This window comes from Vulcanococcus sp. CPBay_Sum15L08_68 (assembly GCF_017855895.1).
Taxonomy (GTDB): domain Bacteria; phylum Cyanobacteriota; class Cyanobacteriia; order PCC-6307; family Cyanobiaceae; genus Vulcanococcus.
Window position 1 is genome coordinate 1 of sequence record NZ_JAFMFX010000042.1, and the last position, 15,991, is coordinate 15,991.

Annotated in this window: 20 protein-coding genes and 1 tRNA gene; 9 read left to right on the top strand and 12 right to left on the bottom strand. The window is 66.0% G+C overall.

Annotation, left to right across the window (positions count from 1 at the left end; all coding sequences use genetic code 11):
- Nucleotides 1-176: 176 nt before the first annotated feature.
- Together QZ189_RS07775 and QZ189_RS07780 are read right to left on the bottom strand one after the other, a co-directional pair.
- A complete protein-coding gene (locus QZ189_RS07775; RefSeq protein ID WP_296421470.1) occupies nucleotides 177-380 on the bottom strand; it encodes a hypothetical protein in 204 nt (67 codons plus the stop codon).
- A 39-nt stretch (nucleotides 381-419) separates the two neighbouring features.
- Complete coding sequence (locus tag QZ189_RS07780; RefSeq protein ID WP_296416287.1) at nucleotides 420-590, bottom strand: hypothetical protein; 171 nt, start codon at nucleotides 588-590, stop codon at nucleotides 420-422.
- 315 nt (nucleotides 591-905) lie between these two features.
- Between QZ189_RS07780 and QZ189_RS07785 the strand changes: the two genes are divergently transcribed.
- On the top strand, nucleotides 906-1,346 hold the full coding sequence (locus tag QZ189_RS07785) for a VOC family protein (protein ID WP_296416286.1): 441 nt from the start codon (nucleotides 906-908) through the stop codon (nucleotides 1,344-1,346).
- 321 nt (nucleotides 1,347-1,667) lie between these two features.
- On the opposite strand, the gene QZ189_RS07790 is transcribed toward QZ189_RS07785, so the two are convergent.
- Nucleotides 1,668-1,868 (bottom strand): hypothetical protein, encoded by a 201-nt coding sequence (locus QZ189_RS07790; protein WP_247479461.1) that lies wholly within the window; start codon nucleotides 1,866-1,868, stop codon nucleotides 1,668-1,670.
- 63 nt (nucleotides 1,869-1,931) lie between these two features.
- Between QZ189_RS07790 and QZ189_RS07795 the strand changes: the two genes are divergently transcribed.
- Nucleotides 1,932-2,186 (top strand): Nif11-like leader peptide family RiPP precursor, encoded by a 255-nt coding sequence (locus tag QZ189_RS07795; protein ID WP_296419700.1) that lies wholly within the window; start codon nucleotides 1,932-1,934, stop codon nucleotides 2,184-2,186.
- Here the strand turns inward: QZ189_RS07795 and QZ189_RS07800 are convergent.
- Nucleotides 2,156-2,593: a hypothetical protein gene (locus QZ189_RS07800; protein ID WP_296419698.1), complete on the bottom strand. Its 438-nt coding sequence runs from the start codon at nucleotides 2,591-2,593 to the stop codon at nucleotides 2,156-2,158. The two genes, QZ189_RS07795 and QZ189_RS07800, sit on opposite strands and share 31 nt — an antisense overlap.
- Nucleotides 2,594-2,740: 147 nt before the next feature.
- Between QZ189_RS07800 and QZ189_RS07805 the strand changes: the two genes are divergently transcribed.
- From QZ189_RS07805 to QZ189_RS07815, 3 genes are read left to right on the top strand one after another with little or no spacing between them, the layout of a single operon-like run.
- Complete coding sequence (locus tag QZ189_RS07805) at nucleotides 2,741-3,751, top strand: J domain-containing protein (RefSeq protein WP_029625987.1); 1,011 nt, start codon at nucleotides 2,741-2,743, stop codon at nucleotides 3,749-3,751.
- Nucleotides 3,752-3,795: 44 nt separating this feature from the next.
- On the top strand, nucleotides 3,796-4,035 hold the full coding sequence (locus QZ189_RS07810) for a hypothetical protein (protein ID WP_296416599.1): 240 nt from the start codon (nucleotides 3,796-3,798) through the stop codon (nucleotides 4,033-4,035).
- Nucleotides 4,036-4,074: 39 nt separating this feature from the next.
- Nucleotides 4,075-4,344, top strand: a complete 270-nt coding sequence (locus tag QZ189_RS07815) for a hypothetical protein (RefSeq protein ID WP_156797694.1) — start codon at nucleotides 4,075-4,077, stop codon at nucleotides 4,342-4,344.
- Between the two features lies 1 nt (nucleotide 4,345).
- On the opposite strand, the gene QZ189_RS07820 is transcribed toward QZ189_RS07815, so the two are convergent.
- A tRNA-Arg gene (locus QZ189_RS07820) sits at nucleotides 4,346-4,419 on the bottom strand.
- 68 nt (nucleotides 4,420-4,487) lie between these two features.
- On the opposite strand from QZ189_RS07820, the gene QZ189_RS07825 reads away from it, so the two are divergent.
- On the top strand, nucleotides 4,488-5,207 hold the full coding sequence (locus tag QZ189_RS07825; RefSeq protein ID WP_296421473.1) for a hypothetical protein: 720 nt from the start codon (nucleotides 4,488-4,490) through the stop codon (nucleotides 5,205-5,207).
- Here the strand turns inward: QZ189_RS07825 and QZ189_RS07830 are convergent.
- Entirely contained in the window at nucleotides 5,186-5,428 is a 243-nt protein-coding gene (locus tag QZ189_RS07830) for a hypothetical protein (RefSeq protein WP_010312917.1), read from the bottom strand. The two genes, QZ189_RS07825 and QZ189_RS07830, sit on opposite strands and share 22 nt — an antisense overlap.
- Entirely contained in the window at nucleotides 5,428-6,285 is an 858-nt protein-coding gene (gene rsmI / locus QZ189_RS07835) for a 16S rRNA (cytidine(1402)-2'-O)-methyltransferase (protein ID WP_296416600.1), read from the bottom strand. Before rsmI ends, QZ189_RS07830 begins: the two co-directional genes overlap by 1 nt.
- 22 nt (nucleotides 6,286-6,307) lie before the next feature.
- Between rsmI and QZ189_RS07840 the strand changes: the two genes are divergently transcribed.
- Nucleotides 6,308-7,228: a 3'(2'),5'-bisphosphate nucleotidase CysQ gene (locus tag QZ189_RS07840; protein ID WP_296421474.1), complete on the top strand. Its 921-nt coding sequence runs from the start codon at nucleotides 6,308-6,310 to the stop codon at nucleotides 7,226-7,228.
- Nucleotides 7,229-7,265: 37 nt separating this feature from the next.
- Here QZ189_RS07840 and QZ189_RS07845 read toward each other — a convergent pair whose 3' ends face one another.
- From QZ189_RS07845 to rseP, 3 genes are all read right to left on the bottom strand, one after another.
- The gene (locus QZ189_RS07845; protein WP_296416601.1) at nucleotides 7,266-9,398 is read right to left on the bottom strand and encodes a polyribonucleotide nucleotidyltransferase; all 2,133 of its coding nucleotides are present in this window, start codon (nucleotides 9,396-9,398) and stop codon (nucleotides 7,266-7,268) included.
- 159 nt (nucleotides 9,399-9,557) lie between these two features.
- Nucleotides 9,558-9,860 carry a 30S ribosomal protein S14 gene (gene rpsN / locus QZ189_RS07850; protein ID WP_010312910.1) on the bottom strand — a complete coding sequence of 101 codons (303 nt, stop codon included), beginning with the start codon at nucleotides 9,858-9,860 and terminating at the stop codon, nucleotides 9,558-9,560.
- Between the two features lie 41 nt (nucleotides 9,861-9,901).
- A complete protein-coding gene (gene rseP / locus QZ189_RS07855) occupies nucleotides 9,902-10,990 on the bottom strand; it encodes an RIP metalloprotease RseP (protein ID WP_247479450.1) in 1,089 nt (362 codons plus the stop codon).
- Nucleotides 10,991-11,076: 86 nt separating this feature from the next.
- On the opposite strand from rseP, the gene mqo reads away from it, so the two are divergent.
- The gene (gene mqo / locus QZ189_RS07860) at nucleotides 11,077-12,516 is read left to right on the top strand and encodes a malate dehydrogenase (quinone) (protein ID WP_296421471.1); all 1,440 of its coding nucleotides are present in this window, start codon (nucleotides 11,077-11,079) and stop codon (nucleotides 12,514-12,516) included.
- Here the strand turns inward: mqo and serS are convergent.
- Together serS and QZ189_RS07870 are read right to left on the bottom strand one after the other, a co-directional pair.
- Nucleotides 12,513-13,793 (bottom strand): serine--tRNA ligase, encoded by a 1,281-nt coding sequence (serS, locus tag QZ189_RS07865; protein ID WP_296416603.1) that lies wholly within the window; start codon nucleotides 13,791-13,793, stop codon nucleotides 12,513-12,515. The genes mqo and serS overlap by 4 nt on opposite strands.
- 43 nt (nucleotides 13,794-13,836) lie before the next feature.
- Nucleotides 13,837-14,115 (bottom strand): NifU family protein, encoded by a 279-nt coding sequence (locus tag QZ189_RS07870; RefSeq protein ID WP_010312903.1) that lies wholly within the window; start codon nucleotides 14,113-14,115, stop codon nucleotides 13,837-13,839.
- Nucleotides 14,116-14,202: 87 nt separating this feature from the next.
- Here QZ189_RS07870 and lepA point away from each other — a divergent pair.
- A partial coding sequence (lepA, locus tag QZ189_RS07875) for a translation elongation factor 4 (protein WP_296421472.1) occupies nucleotides 14,203-15,991 on the top strand: 1,789 nt, incomplete at its 3' end.

Here is a 15,991-nt window from a genome sequence, read left to right on the forward strand (position 1 = left end):
GGGGTTAGATCAGCCTTATCAACCAAATGATCCATGGGGGCTGGGAGGCCCCTTCTTCATGCGGTGCTTCAGCTCGCTGGCCACAAAAAAACCGCGGATTCCCAGCCGCGGTTGAGGTTCCCATTTGCCGACCCCATCGAAGCGCTCCCGGTCGGGGTTGCCATGGGTACGTCTACTCAGGACTTGGAGACGTCTTTCTTTTTGAGAACGCAGCCAGCCACCCCACAGACCACTTCATAGGCCTCGTGACTTTTCTGGCTGAGGACTTTTTTGGTGTAGGCCCGTTTGGATCCCCCTTGGGTGAGGCGGTCCATTGATTGCATCAGGCGCTTTTTGATCGAGCGCAGGCGTTGAAGGGCCATGGATTGGGCGGCATCCATCCCACCTCTAGCGCCTGATCGCCCCAGGTGGCTGCGGCTTCACTCTGTGGTGGGGTGATCCTGGGCATTTCGCAACTCAACGGCCAGTTCCTGCAGGCCGAAACCGGCGAGGGCCAGGAGAATCACCAGCCCGGCCAGCCCCAAGAGTCCGTCTTCCACAGCTTCTCTTCGACTGGTCCTGTCGTAGCCATCGCCGCTGGCTGCTGCCACCGCTGTTTGCGTTCGCTCCTTTGGGTTGGCCGAATTGGAGCAGCGTTCCTAGACCGGGGGCACGCGCTTCAAGGGATCCAGTCCGTGTTTCATTCCCCCCACGCTGTGCCAGCCCATGGCTCCAGGGGAGAGTTGCAGTTGGCGTCTCTGCGTTGCCAATTGCAGCTGCACTGTTCTGGTTGCCCCTTCGTCAAGGGTGATCCGAGCTGCCATGGGTTCTGCAGCCTGCATGGGGCGGTGCTGAGTCCCCAGTCCCAGTTCTGGAAAGCCTGCAACGGCCGTTTCTCCAGGCCCGTCTTGGCCTAGGGGCACGCCGTGGTTCGGCCTTGCTTTCATCTCTCGATTCCAGCGATTGACCTGCAACGCAGTCATGACTGGTACGTCCAGGCCTTGGACTGCCAGCCCGGGCGCAGGAGTGAGCAGGCCTCGATTCTTGACTTCCAGGGCCACCAGTTGGTCTTGCAACACACGCCCCAGCTTCTGGAGCCGGGGCAGCCTGGGATCTATCCCCGACATTTCGGGCTGGTCTTTGAGACCTTCACCCGTTGGGAGCAGCTGAGGCTGCAGCTGGAGCGCAGGGGCTGCCTCTTCTCTGTGCCCCCCAAGTGCCGCTACTCCGGTGGTCCGCTGGAGCATCACACCCTGTTTGTTCAGGATCCCAGTGCCAACTGGCTGGAGTTCAAGCACTACACCCACAGCGAAGCGGTGTTGGGCTGCAGGGATCAGTCCCAGGTCGGCGACCAGGACCTGCGCTAAGCGGCAATGGGCATTAACTCGGATTGCCCAGAGCCTGGGGCGGTCCGATGCTGGGCCCATCGATCTCGGAGGCGGATGTGACCGACACTCCACCGAACCAGTCCTCAGGAGCGAGCTGACCGAAGGCCCCTGCTCCAACAGTCTTCTACCGCTTGTGAGCGGGCCGTCAGTTTTGACGGCACTCCATCTGCACCGCCTGAGGTGCCCCAGGAGACCCACCGCTCGACACCTGGATCCTTGGCCCCAGGTGTGCCTCCTTCAGAAGCTCCGACCGAATCCATTGCTCGAAGCCGGTGCCCTTGGGTGCCGGCTTTGTTGTTATCAGAACTTCCCCAGCTCCCGCTGAGCGCGGGGTCTCTGGGGGGCTGGGGCGTTGACGGCTGGCCGTGGTGCGGGACTCGTCGCCGCTTGAGGAGCTGTGGCTGGGGCGGGAGTCGTGCACTGGTTGTCCTTGAAGGCCAGCACCAAGACGGCCGTCGAGAGCAGGGAGACCGCGACCGCATTGGCGACGTGCAATTTCATGGGCCGATGCAGCCAAATCAGGGCGTCGTACTCAGCATGGAGAGGAATCTCGCGCTGCGCTGCGTGTCTGCCGCTGATCTCAAAGCGTTCCTGTCCAAGGTGGGGAACAACCAGGCCATTCGCGACCGCATCCACGCCGCGACGGGTGTGGATGACATCCTCTCGATCGCCCAGAGCCATGGCTTCAGCCTGAGCAAACCGGCGGTGCTCAGGGCCCATGGCGAGGCGCTATCCCAAGCCGATGACGCTCAGCTTCAACGGGTGAACACCTGGGGTGATGCCCTGATTCACTGTTTTGGCGTGGCCGACTCGGACTGAGCGCCCGAGAAGCTGCTCCAGACCTCCAGTTCCTCCAGGGACATCACCCCTTCACGCCGCTCGCCCTGGTAGTCCCAGGTCGGATAGGCGCGGACCTTGGCGGCCATGCAGCGCTTGCGGCCCTCCTCTTCTTTGTCGCACTCCACGTAGGGCAGGAGCTCGATGGCCTCCACGCCGAAGAGTTCTTTTTGGGTGTTGCAGTGGGGGCACCACCAGGCTCCATAGACCACAAACCCCTGGGCCTTGAGGTGTTTGGCCAACTGTTGTTGCCGAGCCGTGGAGGGGCGAGCGGCCGCGGGCTGCTCTTCGGCGGCCTGGGCCGCAGGTCGTAGTGCCGGTGTGCTGATCAGCAGCCCCAGGCTCAGGGCCAGGCGTCCCAGGACTTGGACGCTGCGGGGGCCAGCCATGGCGCTTGAACAACAGGTGGCCGCACCCTAAGGGCGATGGCGGAGGTGGTCACGCGTTCGGCCTTCCGCCTGTTTTCCCCCTCGCTCAATCCACCCCGCTGCTGGGACACTGAGGGGGCCGTTGATCGGTCCTTCCCAGCTGCTGCGATGAGCGCCAACGGTTACCGCGACTATTTCAAGGTTCTGGGCGTTGAGCGTGGCGCTGATGCGGACGCGATCAAGAAGGCCTTTCGCAAGTTGGCGCGCCAGTACCACCCGGATGTGAATCCCGGGGATAAGGGCGCCGAGGCGAAATTCAAGGAAGTCAGTGAGGCCTATGAGGTGCTCTCTGACCCCGATAAGCGTCGCCGCTACGAGCAATTCGGGCAGTACTGGAGTCAAGCCGGCGCTGGCCCAGGCCCAGGCGGTGTCGATGTCGATTTCGGCCGCTACGGCAATTTCGATGACTTCGTCAATGACCTGCTCGGCCGCTTTGGCGGGCCCGGCGGTGGGGCTGGCGGATTCCAGGGTGGTGGTTTTGGTGGCGCCCCCGGCGGCTTTGGCGGTTTTGGCTCAGGCTTCCCCGGCGGCTTTGGCAGCGGTGGCTTTGCCGGTGCCCCGGGCCGTCAGGCGGCGCCGGTGAACCTCGATGCCGAGGCCAGCATCAACCTGACCTTCTCGGAGGCCTTCCGCGGCTGCGAGCGCACCCTGGCGGTTAATGACGAGCGCGTTCAGGTGCGCATTCCCGCCGGTGTGAAGCCCGGCAGTCGCCTGCGCCTCAAAGGCAAGGGGAACCTTCAGCCTGGAACTGGCCGCCGCGGCGACCTCTATCTCACCCTTCAGGTTCAGGACCATCCGGTCTGGACCCTCGACGGAGACCAGCTCAAGGCGGATCTTCCCCTGAGCCTCGATGAGCTGGCCCTGGGCGGTGAGGTGCGCGTGGCCACGCCCGATGGAGAAGCGACGGTGACGGTGCCCCCGGCGATGGCCGTCGGCCGGAGCCTGCGGCTCAAGGGCAAGGGCTGGCCGGTCAAGGGAGGTCGCGGTGACCTGCTGCTGAGCCTCAGCCTGAAGCAACCGGCGCGCTACAGCGACCAGGAGCGGCAGTTGCTGGAGCAGCTGCGGGCAGCGCGCAGCAGTGACCCCCGAGCCGATTGGATCAGCGCCGCTCGTTTGTAACCCAGGGGCGTCTATGGCAGGGTGCGCCCAGCACTTGCATCGCCGTGAAGCGTCTCCTGCTGGGCTGTCTGCTCTGGGCCTCTGCGCCGGCGGCGATGGCCTACGAGGCCTGGTTGGTGCGCTCCACCTTTGAGCCCCACAAGGTCGGCCCCAAGGACGTGGCTGTGACCAAGGTCCCGATGCCGACCCTGAAGGCCTGCATTGCAACGGGACACCGTTGGGTGGCGGCAGCACCCAGTGATGGCAAGACCTCTCGCGGATTCGATTGCATCCCCTACCGCTAGCGCCCCCTGGTGTAGATGTGGGGCTCAACCAGAGCGGGATTGATGGCGAAGCGCCGGAAACTCAACAAAGAGATGGAGGCCGCGATGGTCGTCGCTCAGAGGAAGGTTGAGTTGATGACCGCCAAGATCCGAGATATCCGCGACGAAGATATTCAGAACGAATTCGCCCAGGCCTTCGCCCAGGTGCACGCCTCCCTCTCCCACCTGATCGAGGCCTACCGGGTCAAGGGCTTCTGCGAGGAAACCGAAGGCACCCTCGCGCTCTACAACGGCCTGATGGCGCGTTTTGAAGAGGAGTACGAGCTCTAAACGCCCCCTGTTGGATTCGAACCAACGACCGGCTGCTTAGAAGGCAGCTGCTCTATCCAGCTGAGCTAAGGGAGCTTGGATCTGACGCATTGTGCCAGCTGAGCCAAGGCTTCTATGGTGGTGTGCTGGAGAACGATGTCCACATGCCCGCTCCACGGCTGACTGAAGGCCAAAAAGAGGAGCTGGTTGCTCGCTACCGCCAGGGCGAAACCGCCCAGGCCCTGGCGGCGAGCTACGGCTGCAGCCCCAACACCGTCAGCCGGGTGCTGAAGGCTGGGATCGATGCCGACGAGCTCGCTGAGCTCAAGAAGCAATCCCGCAGCCGCTCGTCTGCCAAGCCCGCAGCCGTTGTTGAAGCTCCAGCTCCTGAGCCCGAGTCCAGCACCAGCGAGCCGGAAGAGTCCTCAGACGATGAGGAGGATTCGGGCGTCTTAGCGATCGATGACGCCGATGACTTCGGCGATGACGGCGATGAGGAGACCTTCGAGGACGGCGATGACGCTCTGGAGGTTGCACCCCTCGGCGGCGTTCCAGCGGCGGAGCTGATCGATCCGATCCCCCTGCTTCCCGGATTGCTGCCCAGCAGCGTCTACATGCTGGTGGACAAGGTGGTGGAGCTGCAGGCCAAGCCCCTCAACGAATTCCCTGAGCTCGGTTCCCTGCCGGAAGCCGAGCAGGCGCGTCAGGCCCTGATGCTGTTCACCAATCCCCGCCAGGCCAAGCGCCAGTGCGGCCGCAGCCAGCGGGTGATCAAGGTGCCCGACAGCGATGTGCTGCAGCGGCGCTCCTCCTATCTGGTGGCCCAGGGCATCACCCGCCTGGTGGTGGAAGGCGGTCTGCTCTACTCCCTGCCGGAAGCCTGATCACTGCCCGGCAGCAGCAGGGCCGTTGCTGCGCCGCCGCTGATCACCCCGATCACCAGGGAGACCCCCAGGAGAAAGCCCGTGGGGAGTTCCGCCGTGCGGCCAAACCCCAGGTTCAGGCGGGTGCGTTGATCGAGGTTCTGGGCGCCCAGACAGAGGATCAGCAGCAGCAGCACCCCACCGCCGAGGCTGGCCAGAAGCAGGCGCAGGCGCAGCAGCATCAGGGGGTGTCGTCGTCTTGATGCAGCAAAGCGTAGAGCTCGCGTTTGGCGATGCCCGTGCTGCGGGCCAGTTGGCGAGCGGCATCGTTGCGGCTGAGCCCGCCGCTCACTAGGGCCTGCAGCTGCTCACGCAGCGTCTCATCGCTGGGTCGCTCGCTGGCTTTGGTCTCGGCGCCGCCCAGGACCAGGGTGAATTCCCCCTGGGGCGGGTGCTGGCGGAAGTGCGCCAGGGCCGCGCTCAGGTTGGGGCCGACCTGCTGCTCATGGCGCTTGGTCAGCTCCCGGGTGACGGCGATCGGCCGGTCCCCGAGGAGCTCGAGCAGGTCCTCCAGCAGCGCCAGCAGGCGGTGGGGTGCTTCGTAGAAGACCAGGGTCCGCTCCTCTTGGGCCAAGGCCTGCAGGCGGGCGCGGCGTGCGGTGGCCTTGGGGGGAAGGAAGCCCTCAAAGCAGAACCGCCCGCAGGGCAGACCACTGCTCACCAGGGCCGTGGTGGCGGCGCAGGGCCCGGGCACACAGATCACCGTTCGCCCCTGGCCGCGGGCGGCGCTCACCAGCTCCTCGCCGGGATCGGAGATGCCCGGGAGCCCGGCATCGCTGATCACGGCGATCGCTTCCCCGTTCTCCAGGGCCTCGAGTAGCTCCGGGATTCGGGTGGCCTGGTTGTGCTCGTGGAAGCTCACCAGACGGTTCTTGATGCCCAGGTTGTGCAGCAGCAGGCCGCTGCGGCGGGTGTCTTCGCAGGCAATGCGATCGGCCCCGGCCAGCACGGTCTTGGCCCGGGGCGAGAGATCGCCGGTGTTCCCGATCGGGGTGCCCACCAGATAGAGCACGCCTGCAGCGGGTTCAGCGCCCTGCATCACAATGCTCCTTTGCCCTTCCATGATGCCCGCCGCCGCCTGCTTCCCCCCTGGCATCGAGGAGAAGCAGCTCTTGGCGGATCTGCGCCGGCTCTGCTGGGGTGCCGCCGACATCCTGCTGGCCTATGGCCGCGGCGAGCAGCCCCCCTATGGCTTCCCCAAGGCCCTGAGCGTCGATGAAGGGGGCGAGGGCCCGGTCAGCGCCGCCGATCTGGCGGTCAACCAGTGGCTGCTCGATGGCCTGGCCCAGGCCTATCCGGATGCCGGTTGGACCCTGCTGAGCGAGGAGACCGCCAAGGAGCAACTGACCGCCGGGGAACCCCTGGATGCCGAGTGGCTCTGGATCCTGGATCCCCTCGATGGCACCAAGGATTTCCTGCAGGGCACCGGCGAGTACGCCGTGCACCTGGCGCTGGTCCACCGCGGTGAGGCCGTCTTGGGGGTGGTGCTTCAGCCGCTGCTGGAGGACCTCTGGTTCGGCCTGGTGCCCGAGGGCCGCGCCTGGCGGGAGAACCGCGCCGGTGAGCAGCAGCCCGCCCAGCTCAGTTCCCGTCAGGCCCTCTCCGAGATGGTGCTGGTGGCCAGCCGCAACCACCGGGACCAACGGCTCGAGCAGCTGCTGGAGGCCCTGGCCCTGGGCGACACCAAGGCCATCGGCAGCGTCGGCGGCAAGGTGGCCACGATCCTGCGGGGTGAGACCGACGTCTACATCTCCCTCTCGGGCAAGAGCGCCCCGAAGGACTGGGACATGGCGGCTCCCGAGGCCGTGCTCAAGGCGGCCGGTGGCGCCTTCACTCACGCTGACGGTGCACCGCTTCGCTACAACACCGGCGATGTGCGCCAAGCCGGTTGCCTGATCGCCAGCCATGGCGTCAGCCACCAGGAGCTCTGCGAGAAGGCCGCTGCGGCGATGGCCCGCATTGATCCGGGCTTCGCGGTTTAGGCCATAAAAAAAGCCCCCTTGCGGGGGCTTCGTTCGATCAGGCCTGGGCGGGCTCGTCCTGCTGGGGAACCCCGCGCAGGGTGAGGTTGATCCGGCCGCGGTTGTCGATCTCGCGGACGCGGACGGTGACGTGGTCACCCACCTTCACCACGTCTTCCACCTTCTCCACGCGGGCTTCGCTGAGTTGGGAGATGTGGATCATGCCTTCCTTGCCAGGAAGGATCTCGACGAAGGCGCCGATCGGGATGACCCGGGTGACGGCACCGCTGAAGACCTCGCCTTCAGAGACGCGACGGGTGAGGCCCTCGATGATGCGCTGCGCTTCCTCAGCGGCTGCACCGTCGTGGCTGGCGATCGTGACGATGCCGCCGTCCTCGATGTCGATCTTGGTGTTGGTGCGCTCGGTGATGCCCTTGATCGTGCGGCCGCCGGGGCCGATCACGGTGCCGATCAGCTCGGGGTCGATCCGGAAGCTGAGCAGGCGAGGGGCGTGGGGGCTCAGGACATCGCGGGGCTTGTCGATCGCCGCGAGCATCTTCTCGAGGATGTGCAGACGGGCCGGACGGGCCTGGTTGATCGCCTCAGCCACGGTCTTCACTTCGAGACCGGTGATCTTCATGTCCATCTGCAGGGCGGTGATGCCCTTCTCGGTGCCGGCCACCTTGAAGTCCATGTCGCCGAGGAAGTCCTCGATGCCTTGGATGTCGGTGAGGATCCGGACCTCAGAGCCCTCCTTGATCAGGCCCATGGCGGCACCGCTCACGGGGGCCTTCAGGGGCACGCCGGCATCCATCAGGGCCAGGGTGCTGCCGCAGACCGAACCCATCGAGGTGGAGCCGTTGGAGCTCAGGCATTCCGACACCACGCGAAGCACGTAGGGGAAGCTCTCCTTGCTGGGGAGGACGGGGATCAGGGCCCGCTCCGCCAGGGCGCCGTGGCCGATCTCGCGGCGGCCGGGGCTGCGCATCGGGCGGGTCTCGCCGACGGAGTAGGGGGGGAAGTTGTAGTGGTGGAGGTAGGTCTTCTCGTTGGACGGGTTCAGGTCGTCCATCTCCTGGGCGTCGCTCGGGGTGCCGAGGGTGGCGCAGGAGAGCACCTGGGTCATGCCGCGCTGGAACAGACCGGAGCCGTGCACGCGCTTGGGCAGCACACCGGCGGCGGCGCTGATCGGACGCACCTCATCGAGGTTGCGGCCGTCGACGCGCTTGCCGTCGTTGACGATCTGGGCGCGCATCAGCTTCTTGGTGAGCGCCTTGTAGTTGTTGCCCAGGGCCTTGCCGTTGCTGCTGACGGCCACCTTCACGGCGTCGTCGTCCTTGAGGCCGCTGATCTTCTCGGCCGCCTGGGCCTTGATCGCATCGAGCTGTTCGTCGCGCTCGGCCTTGGTCAGGCTGAACTGCTTGAGGACATCGCCGATGCCCTTGCTGCATTCCTTCTCCAGGAAGGTGGGCAGGGTGGCGTCGACGGTCTGGGCCTCGGGGATGACCTGCTCGATGCCGAGCTCCTTGAGCAGGGTCTGCTGGACCTTGATCAGTTCGCAGACGGCCTCGTAGCCGAAGTCGATCGCCTCGATCACGTCCTGCTCGGGCAGCTGGTTGGCGCCCGCCTCGACCATGATCACGCCCTGGGGGGTGCCGGCGACCACCAGATCCAGCTCAGAGCGCTCGATCTCGCGGTAGCTGGGGTTCAGGATGAAGTCATCGCCCAGCAGGCCGACCCGCACAGCCGCCATCGGGCCGTTGAAGGGGATCTTGGCCAGCAGGGTGGCCAGGGAGGCGCCGGTCACCGCCAGGACATCGGGCGGAACCCGCTCATCCAGGGACATGCAGGTGGCGACGACCTGCAGGTCATCCCGCAGCCAGCTGGGGAACAGCGGGCGCATCGGGCGGTCAATGAGACGCGCGATCAGGGTGGCGCGCTCGGGGGGACGGCTCTCGCGGCGCATGAAGCTGCCGGGGATACGACCAGCGGCGTAGAGACGCTCCTCGTAATCGCAAATCAGCGGCAGAAAATCGATGCCCTCACGGCCGCCGGAGCGGGTGGCAGTGACGAGAACAGAGGTATCTCCGCATTCGACCATGACGGAACCCCCGGCCTGCGGGGCGAACCGACCTGTGGTCAGTCGGATCTCCCGACCATCGAAGGAGACCGACTGAGTGTGACCTTGCACGTGGGCTTATGTCTTGTTTGTTGTCAAGAGCAATTCTTGCATCTGAGCCCAAAGGCTTGCGAAAAACAGGCGCAATCTCTTTCGGAATGCCACAACGCAGGCAAGCAACAAAAAAGGCGCCTTTCGGCGCCCTGACGGTCGATCAAGCGATCGAGAGACTCACCAGGAGGACTTGACCACGCCGGGCAGTTCGCCTTTGTGGGCGCGCTCACGCAGCTGGTTGCGGCACAGGCCGAAGTCGCGGTACACACCACGGGGCTTGCCGGTGGCCCAGCAGCGGTTGCGCAGACGCACGCGAGCGCTGTTGCGGGGCAGGTTCTGGATCTTGCGGTGGATCTCCAGGCGCTCCATCGGATCGCCAGCGGCTTCGAAGGCGGCCATCAGAGCTGCGCGCTTGGCGGCGTAGCGATCAACAAGCTTTTGGCGCTTGACGTCGCGCGCAATCATCGACTTCTTCGCCATGCGGCCTGGATCTCGTAAGCAGTGACCAGAAAGCCTACCTCTTAGCGTCCCAGCAGCTGTTGGACCGCCGCCAGCTGGCTGGTGTCCTTGACGATCAGCACCACGCTGAGGCCCACCAGCAGGACAAAGCCCGACTGCATGAAGGCCATCTGGAACTTCTCGGGCAGGGGCTTGCGGCGCAGACCCTCCAGCAGCAGCAGGACGAACTGCCCGCCATCGAGCATCGGCAGCGGCAGGGCATTGAGCACCGCCAGGTTGATCGAGATCAAGGCGGTGTAGAGGAAGAGGCTGCTGCCGCCCTGTTTGGCCAGGGAGGCGCCCATCTCGACGATCTTCACCGGACCGGAGACCTGCCCGGCGGTCTCACCGAAGTGGGTCACGAGGGTGATGAAGCCATCCACCGTCCGCTTGGTGAGCAGGGCGACATCGTGGTTGGCCTGCTGGATCACCTCGATCGGGCTGCGGGGGCGGCGGAAGGCCTCGGTGCCGCTGGGTTGCAGTTGGGCGCCGATGCGGCCGATGCCGCTCAAATCAGCGGGGGTCAGCTGCAGTTCCAGGGCTTGGCCCTGGCGCTCGGCCTGCAGGCGCAGGGTTTGATCGGGGGCGCCCTTCACCAGCTCGACCAATTGGCTGACGGCGCTCTGGCCGCCGCCCAGGTCGCGGCCGTCCACCGCCAGGATCCGATCGCCGGCCTTCAGGCCCGAGGCGGCAGCGGCCTGGCCCTGCTGCACGCCCGAGACCAGCACGCCGGGCGTAGCGCTGAAGCCAGCGGGGATGCCCACGAAGGCCCCCTGGGCCATCAGCACCGCCCAGGCCAAGAGCAGGTTGGCGATCACGCCAGCGGCGATCACCAGGGCCCGCTGGGGCAGGGGGCGGTTGGTCAGCAGATCGGGGTCATCCGAGGGGATGCTGCTGTCTTCGTCGTCATCGGGGAAGGAGACAAAGCCCCCCAGGGGAATGGCCCGCAGGGCGAACTGCACCCCCCGCCGCTGCTTCTGCAGCAGCACCGGGCCAAAGCCGACGGAGAAGCCGCTGACGCGGATCCCCTGCCAGGTGGCGGCAAAGAAGTGCCCCGCCTCATGCACCACGATCAGGCCGGCCAGGATCGCCAGAGCCGTCAGGACGCCCATCTCTGCAGATCCAAAGTCCGTCCATTGTGGGGGGAAGGCACGGCCATAGCGTTGGTTGTTAGTGCGCCCCGCCCGACTCCGGCTCCATGAGTGAACGCTGTGATGCCCTCCTGGTGGGCGCCGGAATCATGGGCGCCACCCTGGCGAACCTGCTTCGGCAGCTCGATCCCAGCCTGAAGGTGGTGGTGCTGGAGCGGCTCCCGCAGCTGGGGCGCGAGAGCAGCGGGCCGATGAACAACGCCGGCACCGGCCACGCCGCCAACTGCGAGCTCAACTACACCCCAGAGGCCGCCGACGGCTCGGTCCCCACCGGCAAGGCTCTAGCGATCAACGCCTCCTTTGAACGCAGCCTGGAGTTCTGGAGTTCCCTGGTGGAGGGCCAGCAGCTCAGCGATCCCGCGGGGTTCATTCGCGCCGTGCCCCACCTGAGCTTTGTCTGGGGGCAGGCCAATGTCGATTACCTGCGCCGCCGCTTTGAGGCCCTGCAGGGCTCGCCCCAGTTCGCCGACATGGCCTGGAGCAGCGACCCCGAGCAATTAAGGGAATGGATGCCCTTGGTGATGGCCGGCCGCCGCCTGGATCAACCCCTGGCCGCCACCCGGGTGACCCGCGGCACGGATGTGAACTTCGGCTCCCTGACCCGGGCGCTGCTGAAGGGTGTGGACCTGCGCCTGGGGCAGCAGGTGCTGGGGCTCGAGCGGGGCGGGGCCGGTTGGCGCGTGCAGACCAGCGCAGGCGAGCTGGAGGCACCGTTTGTCTTTTTGGGGGCCGGGGGCGGCAGCCTGCCGCTGCTGCAGCGCTCCGGGATTCCCGAGGCGCGGGTCTATGGCGCTTTCCCGGTCAGCGGCCAGTGGCTGGTCTGCCGCAACCCGGCGGTGATTGAGGGGCACAACGCCAAGGTCTATGGCAAGGCTGCGGTCGGGGCGCCGCCGATGTCCGTCCCCCACCTGGATACTCGCTGGATCGAGGGCAAGCGGGCGCTGCTCTTTGGTCCCTACGCCGGGTTCAGTACCCGCTTTTTGAGGCAGGGATCCCTGTGGGATCTGGGTCGCTCGATCAAGCCCTACAACCTGCTGCCGACCCTGCAGGTGGGGGCCAAGAACTTTGATTTGGTGCGCTACCTGGTGGGTCAGGTGATCCAGCGCCCGAAGCAGCGGATCGACAGCCTGCGGGACTTCCTGCCGCAGGTCAACGCCAATGACTGGGAGCTGGCGGTGGCCGGCCAGCGGGTGCAGATCATCAAGCAGGTGAATGGCCGCGGCAGCCTGCAGATGGGCACCGAGGTGGTGAGCAGTGCCGATGGCTCCCTGGCGGCCCTGTTGGGCGCTTCCCCCGGGGCCTCGACGGCGGTGGACACGATGCTGGAGGTGCTGCAGCGCTGCATGGGCGAGCGCTTCGCCAGTGAGGCCTGGCAGCAGAAGCTCAAGGCCCTGATCCCCTCCTGGGGTGAGGAGCTGGGGGCCAGCGCCGAGCGCCTGGCCCAGATCCGTGAGCGCAGCAATGGGCTGCTGGGCCTGAGCGCCTAGGCCGCGGGAATGGTGTCCGAGCCGAAGTAGGGCACCAGGGCGGCGGGGAGCTTGATCGAACCGTCGATCTGCTGACCGTTCTCCAGCAGGGCGGCCATGGTGCGGCCGACGGCCAGGCCACTGCCGTTGAGGGTGTGCAGCAGTTGGGTGGTCTTGCCCTCCTTGCAACGGATGGCGGAGCGGCGGGCCTGGAAGTCGCCGCAGACCGAGCAGCTGGAGATCTCGCGGTAGGCACCGGCCCCCGGCAGCCAGACCTCGAGGTCGTAGGTGCGGGTGGCGGAGAAGCCCATGTCGCCGGTGCAGAGCTCGATCTTGCGGTAGGGCAGCTCCAGGGCTTCGAGCACCGCCTCGGCATCCGCGGTGATCTGCTGGTGGGCGTCCGCGGAGTGCTCCGGGTGGCAGAACCAGTAGAGCTCCACCTTGTTGAACTGGTGCAGGCGGATCAGGCCGCGGGTGTCCCGGCCATAGCTGCCGGCCTCGCGGCGGAAGCAGGGGGTGTAGGCGACGTACTTCAGCGGCAGCTGATCGGCGGGAATGACCTCGCCGCGGTGCAGGGAGGTGACGGGCACCTCGGCGGTGGGGGTCAGCCAGAGGTCGTCCTCGGCGCAGCGGAAGCTCTCCTCGGCGAACTTCGGCAGCTGGCCTGAGCCGGTGAGGCTGGCGCTGTTGACCAGGATCGGCGGCAGGACCTCGCGGTAGCCCTTGCCGCCGTGCAGGTCGAGCATGAAGTTGATCAGGGAGCGCTCGAGCCGGGCACCCAGACCCATCAGGGTCACAAAGCGGCTCTGGGCGATGCGCACGGAGCGCTCGGTCTCAAACAGCCCCAGGCGCTCGGCGATCTGCCAGTGCTCCTCGAGCCAGTCCTCCTTGGCCCGGGGGCTGCCCCAGGTCTTGATCTCGACGTTGTCGTTCTCGTCCTTGCCGTCGGGGGCCTCGGCCGAGGGCAGGTTGGGCAGGGTCAGCAGCTCCTCGCGCAGCTTGGCCTCGAGGGTCTTCTCTTCCTCCTCGAGGACCGCGACCTGTTGCTTGATCCGGTTGCCCTCATCGCGCAGGGCCTGCACCTCGGGGCTGCCCGGTGCGGCGCCGCCCTTGATCTTCAGGCCCACCTCCTTGCCGATGCGGTTGCCTTCGGCCTGGAGGTTGCTGCGTTTTTCTTCGAGATCGCGCTCCTGGCGCGCCATCAGCTGCAGGCCCGTGAGATCGAGCTTCATGCCGCGGCGTCCCAGCTGCTCGGTGATGAGCTCAGGGTTGTCGCGCAGCAGGCGCTGATCCAGCACGGGCCCAGGGTTCAGAGGTGGGCTTGAGCCTAGGGGCCGGGCCTCAGAGGACCTGAACGACTTCGCTGACTTCGGGAATGGCCTCGCGCAGCTTGCGCTCGATGCCCATCTTCAGGGTCATGGTGCTGCTGGGGCAGGAGCCGCAGGCGCCCTGCAGACGCACCTTGACGATCGGACCGTCGATTTCCACCACTTCCACGTTGCCGCCGTCGGCCATCAGATAAGGACGCAGCTCATCGAGGGTGCGCTCCACGTTCTCAATCGTGAGGGCGCGGGGATCGGCGTTTTCGGTGGCTGCTGCGGCTGGGGTTTCGGTGCTCATCGCGCTGAGACGGAGTTGCGCCGAGCTTAGGAACGCGGGACCGCTGCCTAGGATCAGGGCCGTCCGAGCCGGGACTTCCACCAGCGCATGACCGACGTCCCCGCTTCACGGATCCGCAATTTCTGCATCATTGCCCACATCGACCACGGCAAGTCGACCCTGGCCGATCGACTGCTGCAGGACACCGGCACGGTGGCTGTCCGGGACATGCAGGAGCAGTTCCTGGACAACATGGAACTGGAGCGCGAGCGCGGGATCACGATCAAGCTCCAGGCCGCGCGCATGGAGTACAAGGCGGCCGACGGCGAGACCTACATCCTCAACCTGATCGACACCCCCGGTCACGTTGACTTCTCCTATGAGGTGAGCCGCTCCCTGCAGGCCTGTGAGGGGGCGCTGCTGGTGGTGGACGCCAGCCAGGGCGTCGAGGCGCAGACCCTGGCCAACGTCTATCTGGCCCTGGAGAACGACCTGGAGATCATCCCGGTCCTCAACAAGATCGACCTGCCCGGTGCCGACCCCGATCGGATCAGCGAAGAGATCGAGGCAATCATCGGCCTGGACTGCACCGGGGCGATCCCCTGCTCGGCCAAGAGTGGCCTGGGGGTTCCCGAGATCCTGCAGGCCGTGGTGGACCGCGTTCCGCCGCCGCCGGATCGGGTGAAGGAGCCCCTGCGGGCGCTGATCTTCGACTCCTATTACGACCCCTACCGCGGGGTGATCGTCTACTTCCGGGTGATCTCCGGCTCGATCAGCACCAAGGACAAGGTGCTGCTGATGGCCAGCAAGAAGACCTACGAACTCGATGAGGTGGGGGTGATGGCCCCCGACCAGCGCAAGGTCGACAGCCTGCAGGCCGGTGAGGTGGGTTACCTGGCGGCCTCGATCAAGGCCGTGGCCGATGCCCGCGTGGGCGACACGATCACCCTGGTGAACAACCCCGCCGAGGCGCCGCTGCCGGGTTACACCGAGGCCAAGCCGATGGTGTTCTGCGGCCTGTTCCCGACCGACGCCGACCAGTACCCGGATCTGCGCGAGGCCCTGGACAAGCTGCAGCTGAGTGATGCGGCCCTGAAGTACGAGCCCGAGACCAGCAGCGCGATGGGCTTTGGCTTCCGCTGCGGCTTCCTGGGTCTCCTGCACATGGAGATCGTCCAGGAGCGTCTGGAGCGCGAGTACAACCTCGATCTGATCGTCACCGCCCCATCGGTGATCTATCAGGTGAACATGCTCGACGGGCAGACCTTGATGGTCGACAACCCCGCGACGCTGCCGGATCCCCAGAAGCGCGAATCGATCGAAGAGCCCTACGTGAAGCTCGAGATCTACACGCCGAATACCTACAACGGCACCTTGATGGAGCTCTGCCAGGAGCGCCGCGGTGAGTTCATCGACATGAAGTTCATCACCACCGAGCGGGTGACCCTCCACTACGAGATGCCCCTGGCGGAGGTGGTGACGGACTTCTTCGATCAGATGAAGTCGCGCACCAAGGGCTACGCCTCGATGGAGTACTCCCTCATCGGCTACCGCAAGAACGATCTGGTGCGCCTGGATGTCCTGATCAATGCCGAGCGGGCCGACCCCCTGACGACGATCGTGCACCGGGACAAGGCCTACAACGTGGGCAAGGGCCTGGTGGAGAAGCTCAAGGAGTTGATCCCCCGCCAGCAGTTCAAGATCCCGATCCAGGCCTCCATTGGTAGCCGCGTGATTGCGTCGGAGAGCATCAGTGCGATGCGCAAGGACGTGCTCGCCAAGTGCTACGGCGGCGACATCTCCCGGAAGAAGAAACTGCTGCAGAAGCAGGCCAAGGGCAAAAAGCGGATGAAGGCGATGGGCAAGGTCGAGGTGCCCCAGGAGGCCTTCATGGCCG

Coding starts and splice junctions, on each gene's coding strand:
- QZ189_RS07775 (WP_296421470.1), bottom strand. CDS start 380: ATGGATGCCGCCCAATCCATGGCCCTTCAACGCCTGCGCTCGATCAAA.
- QZ189_RS07790 (WP_247479461.1), bottom strand. CDS start 1,868: ATGAAATTGCACGTCGCCAATGCGGTCGCGGTCTCCCTGCTCTCGACG.
- QZ189_RS07800 (WP_296419698.1), bottom strand. CDS start 2,593: ATGGCTGGCCCCCGCAGCGTCCAAGTCCTGGGACGCCTGGCCCTGAGC.
- QZ189_RS07805 (WP_029625987.1), top strand. CDS start 2,741: ATGAGCGCCAACGGTTACCGCGACTATTTCAAGGTTCTGGGCGTTGAG.
- QZ189_RS07825 (WP_296421473.1), top strand. CDS start 4,488: ATGCCCGCTCCACGGCTGACTGAAGGCCAAAAAGAGGAGCTGGTTGCT.
- QZ189_RS07830 (WP_010312917.1), bottom strand. CDS start 5,428: ATGCTGCTGCGCCTGCGCCTGCTTCTGGCCAGCCTCGGCGGTGGGGTG.
- rsmI (WP_296416600.1), bottom strand. CDS start 6,285: ATGCAGGGCGCTGAACCCGCTGCAGGCGTGCTCTATCTGGTGGGCACC.
- QZ189_RS07840 (WP_296421474.1), top strand. CDS start 6,308: ATGATGCCCGCCGCCGCCTGCTTCCCCCCTGGCATCGAGGAGAAGCAG.
- rpsN (WP_010312910.1), bottom strand. CDS start 9,860: ATGGCGAAGAAGTCGATGATTGCGCGCGACGTCAAGCGCCAAAAGCTT.
- rseP (WP_247479450.1), bottom strand. CDS start 10,990: ATGGGCGTCCTGACGGCTCTGGCGATCCTGGCCGGCCTGATCGTGGTG.
- mqo (WP_296421471.1), top strand. CDS start 11,077: ATGAGTGAACGCTGTGATGCCCTCCTGGTGGGCGCCGGAATCATGGGC.
- QZ189_RS07870 (WP_010312903.1), bottom strand. CDS start 14,115: ATGAGCACCGAAACCCCAGCCGCAGCAGCCACCGAAAACGCCGATCCC.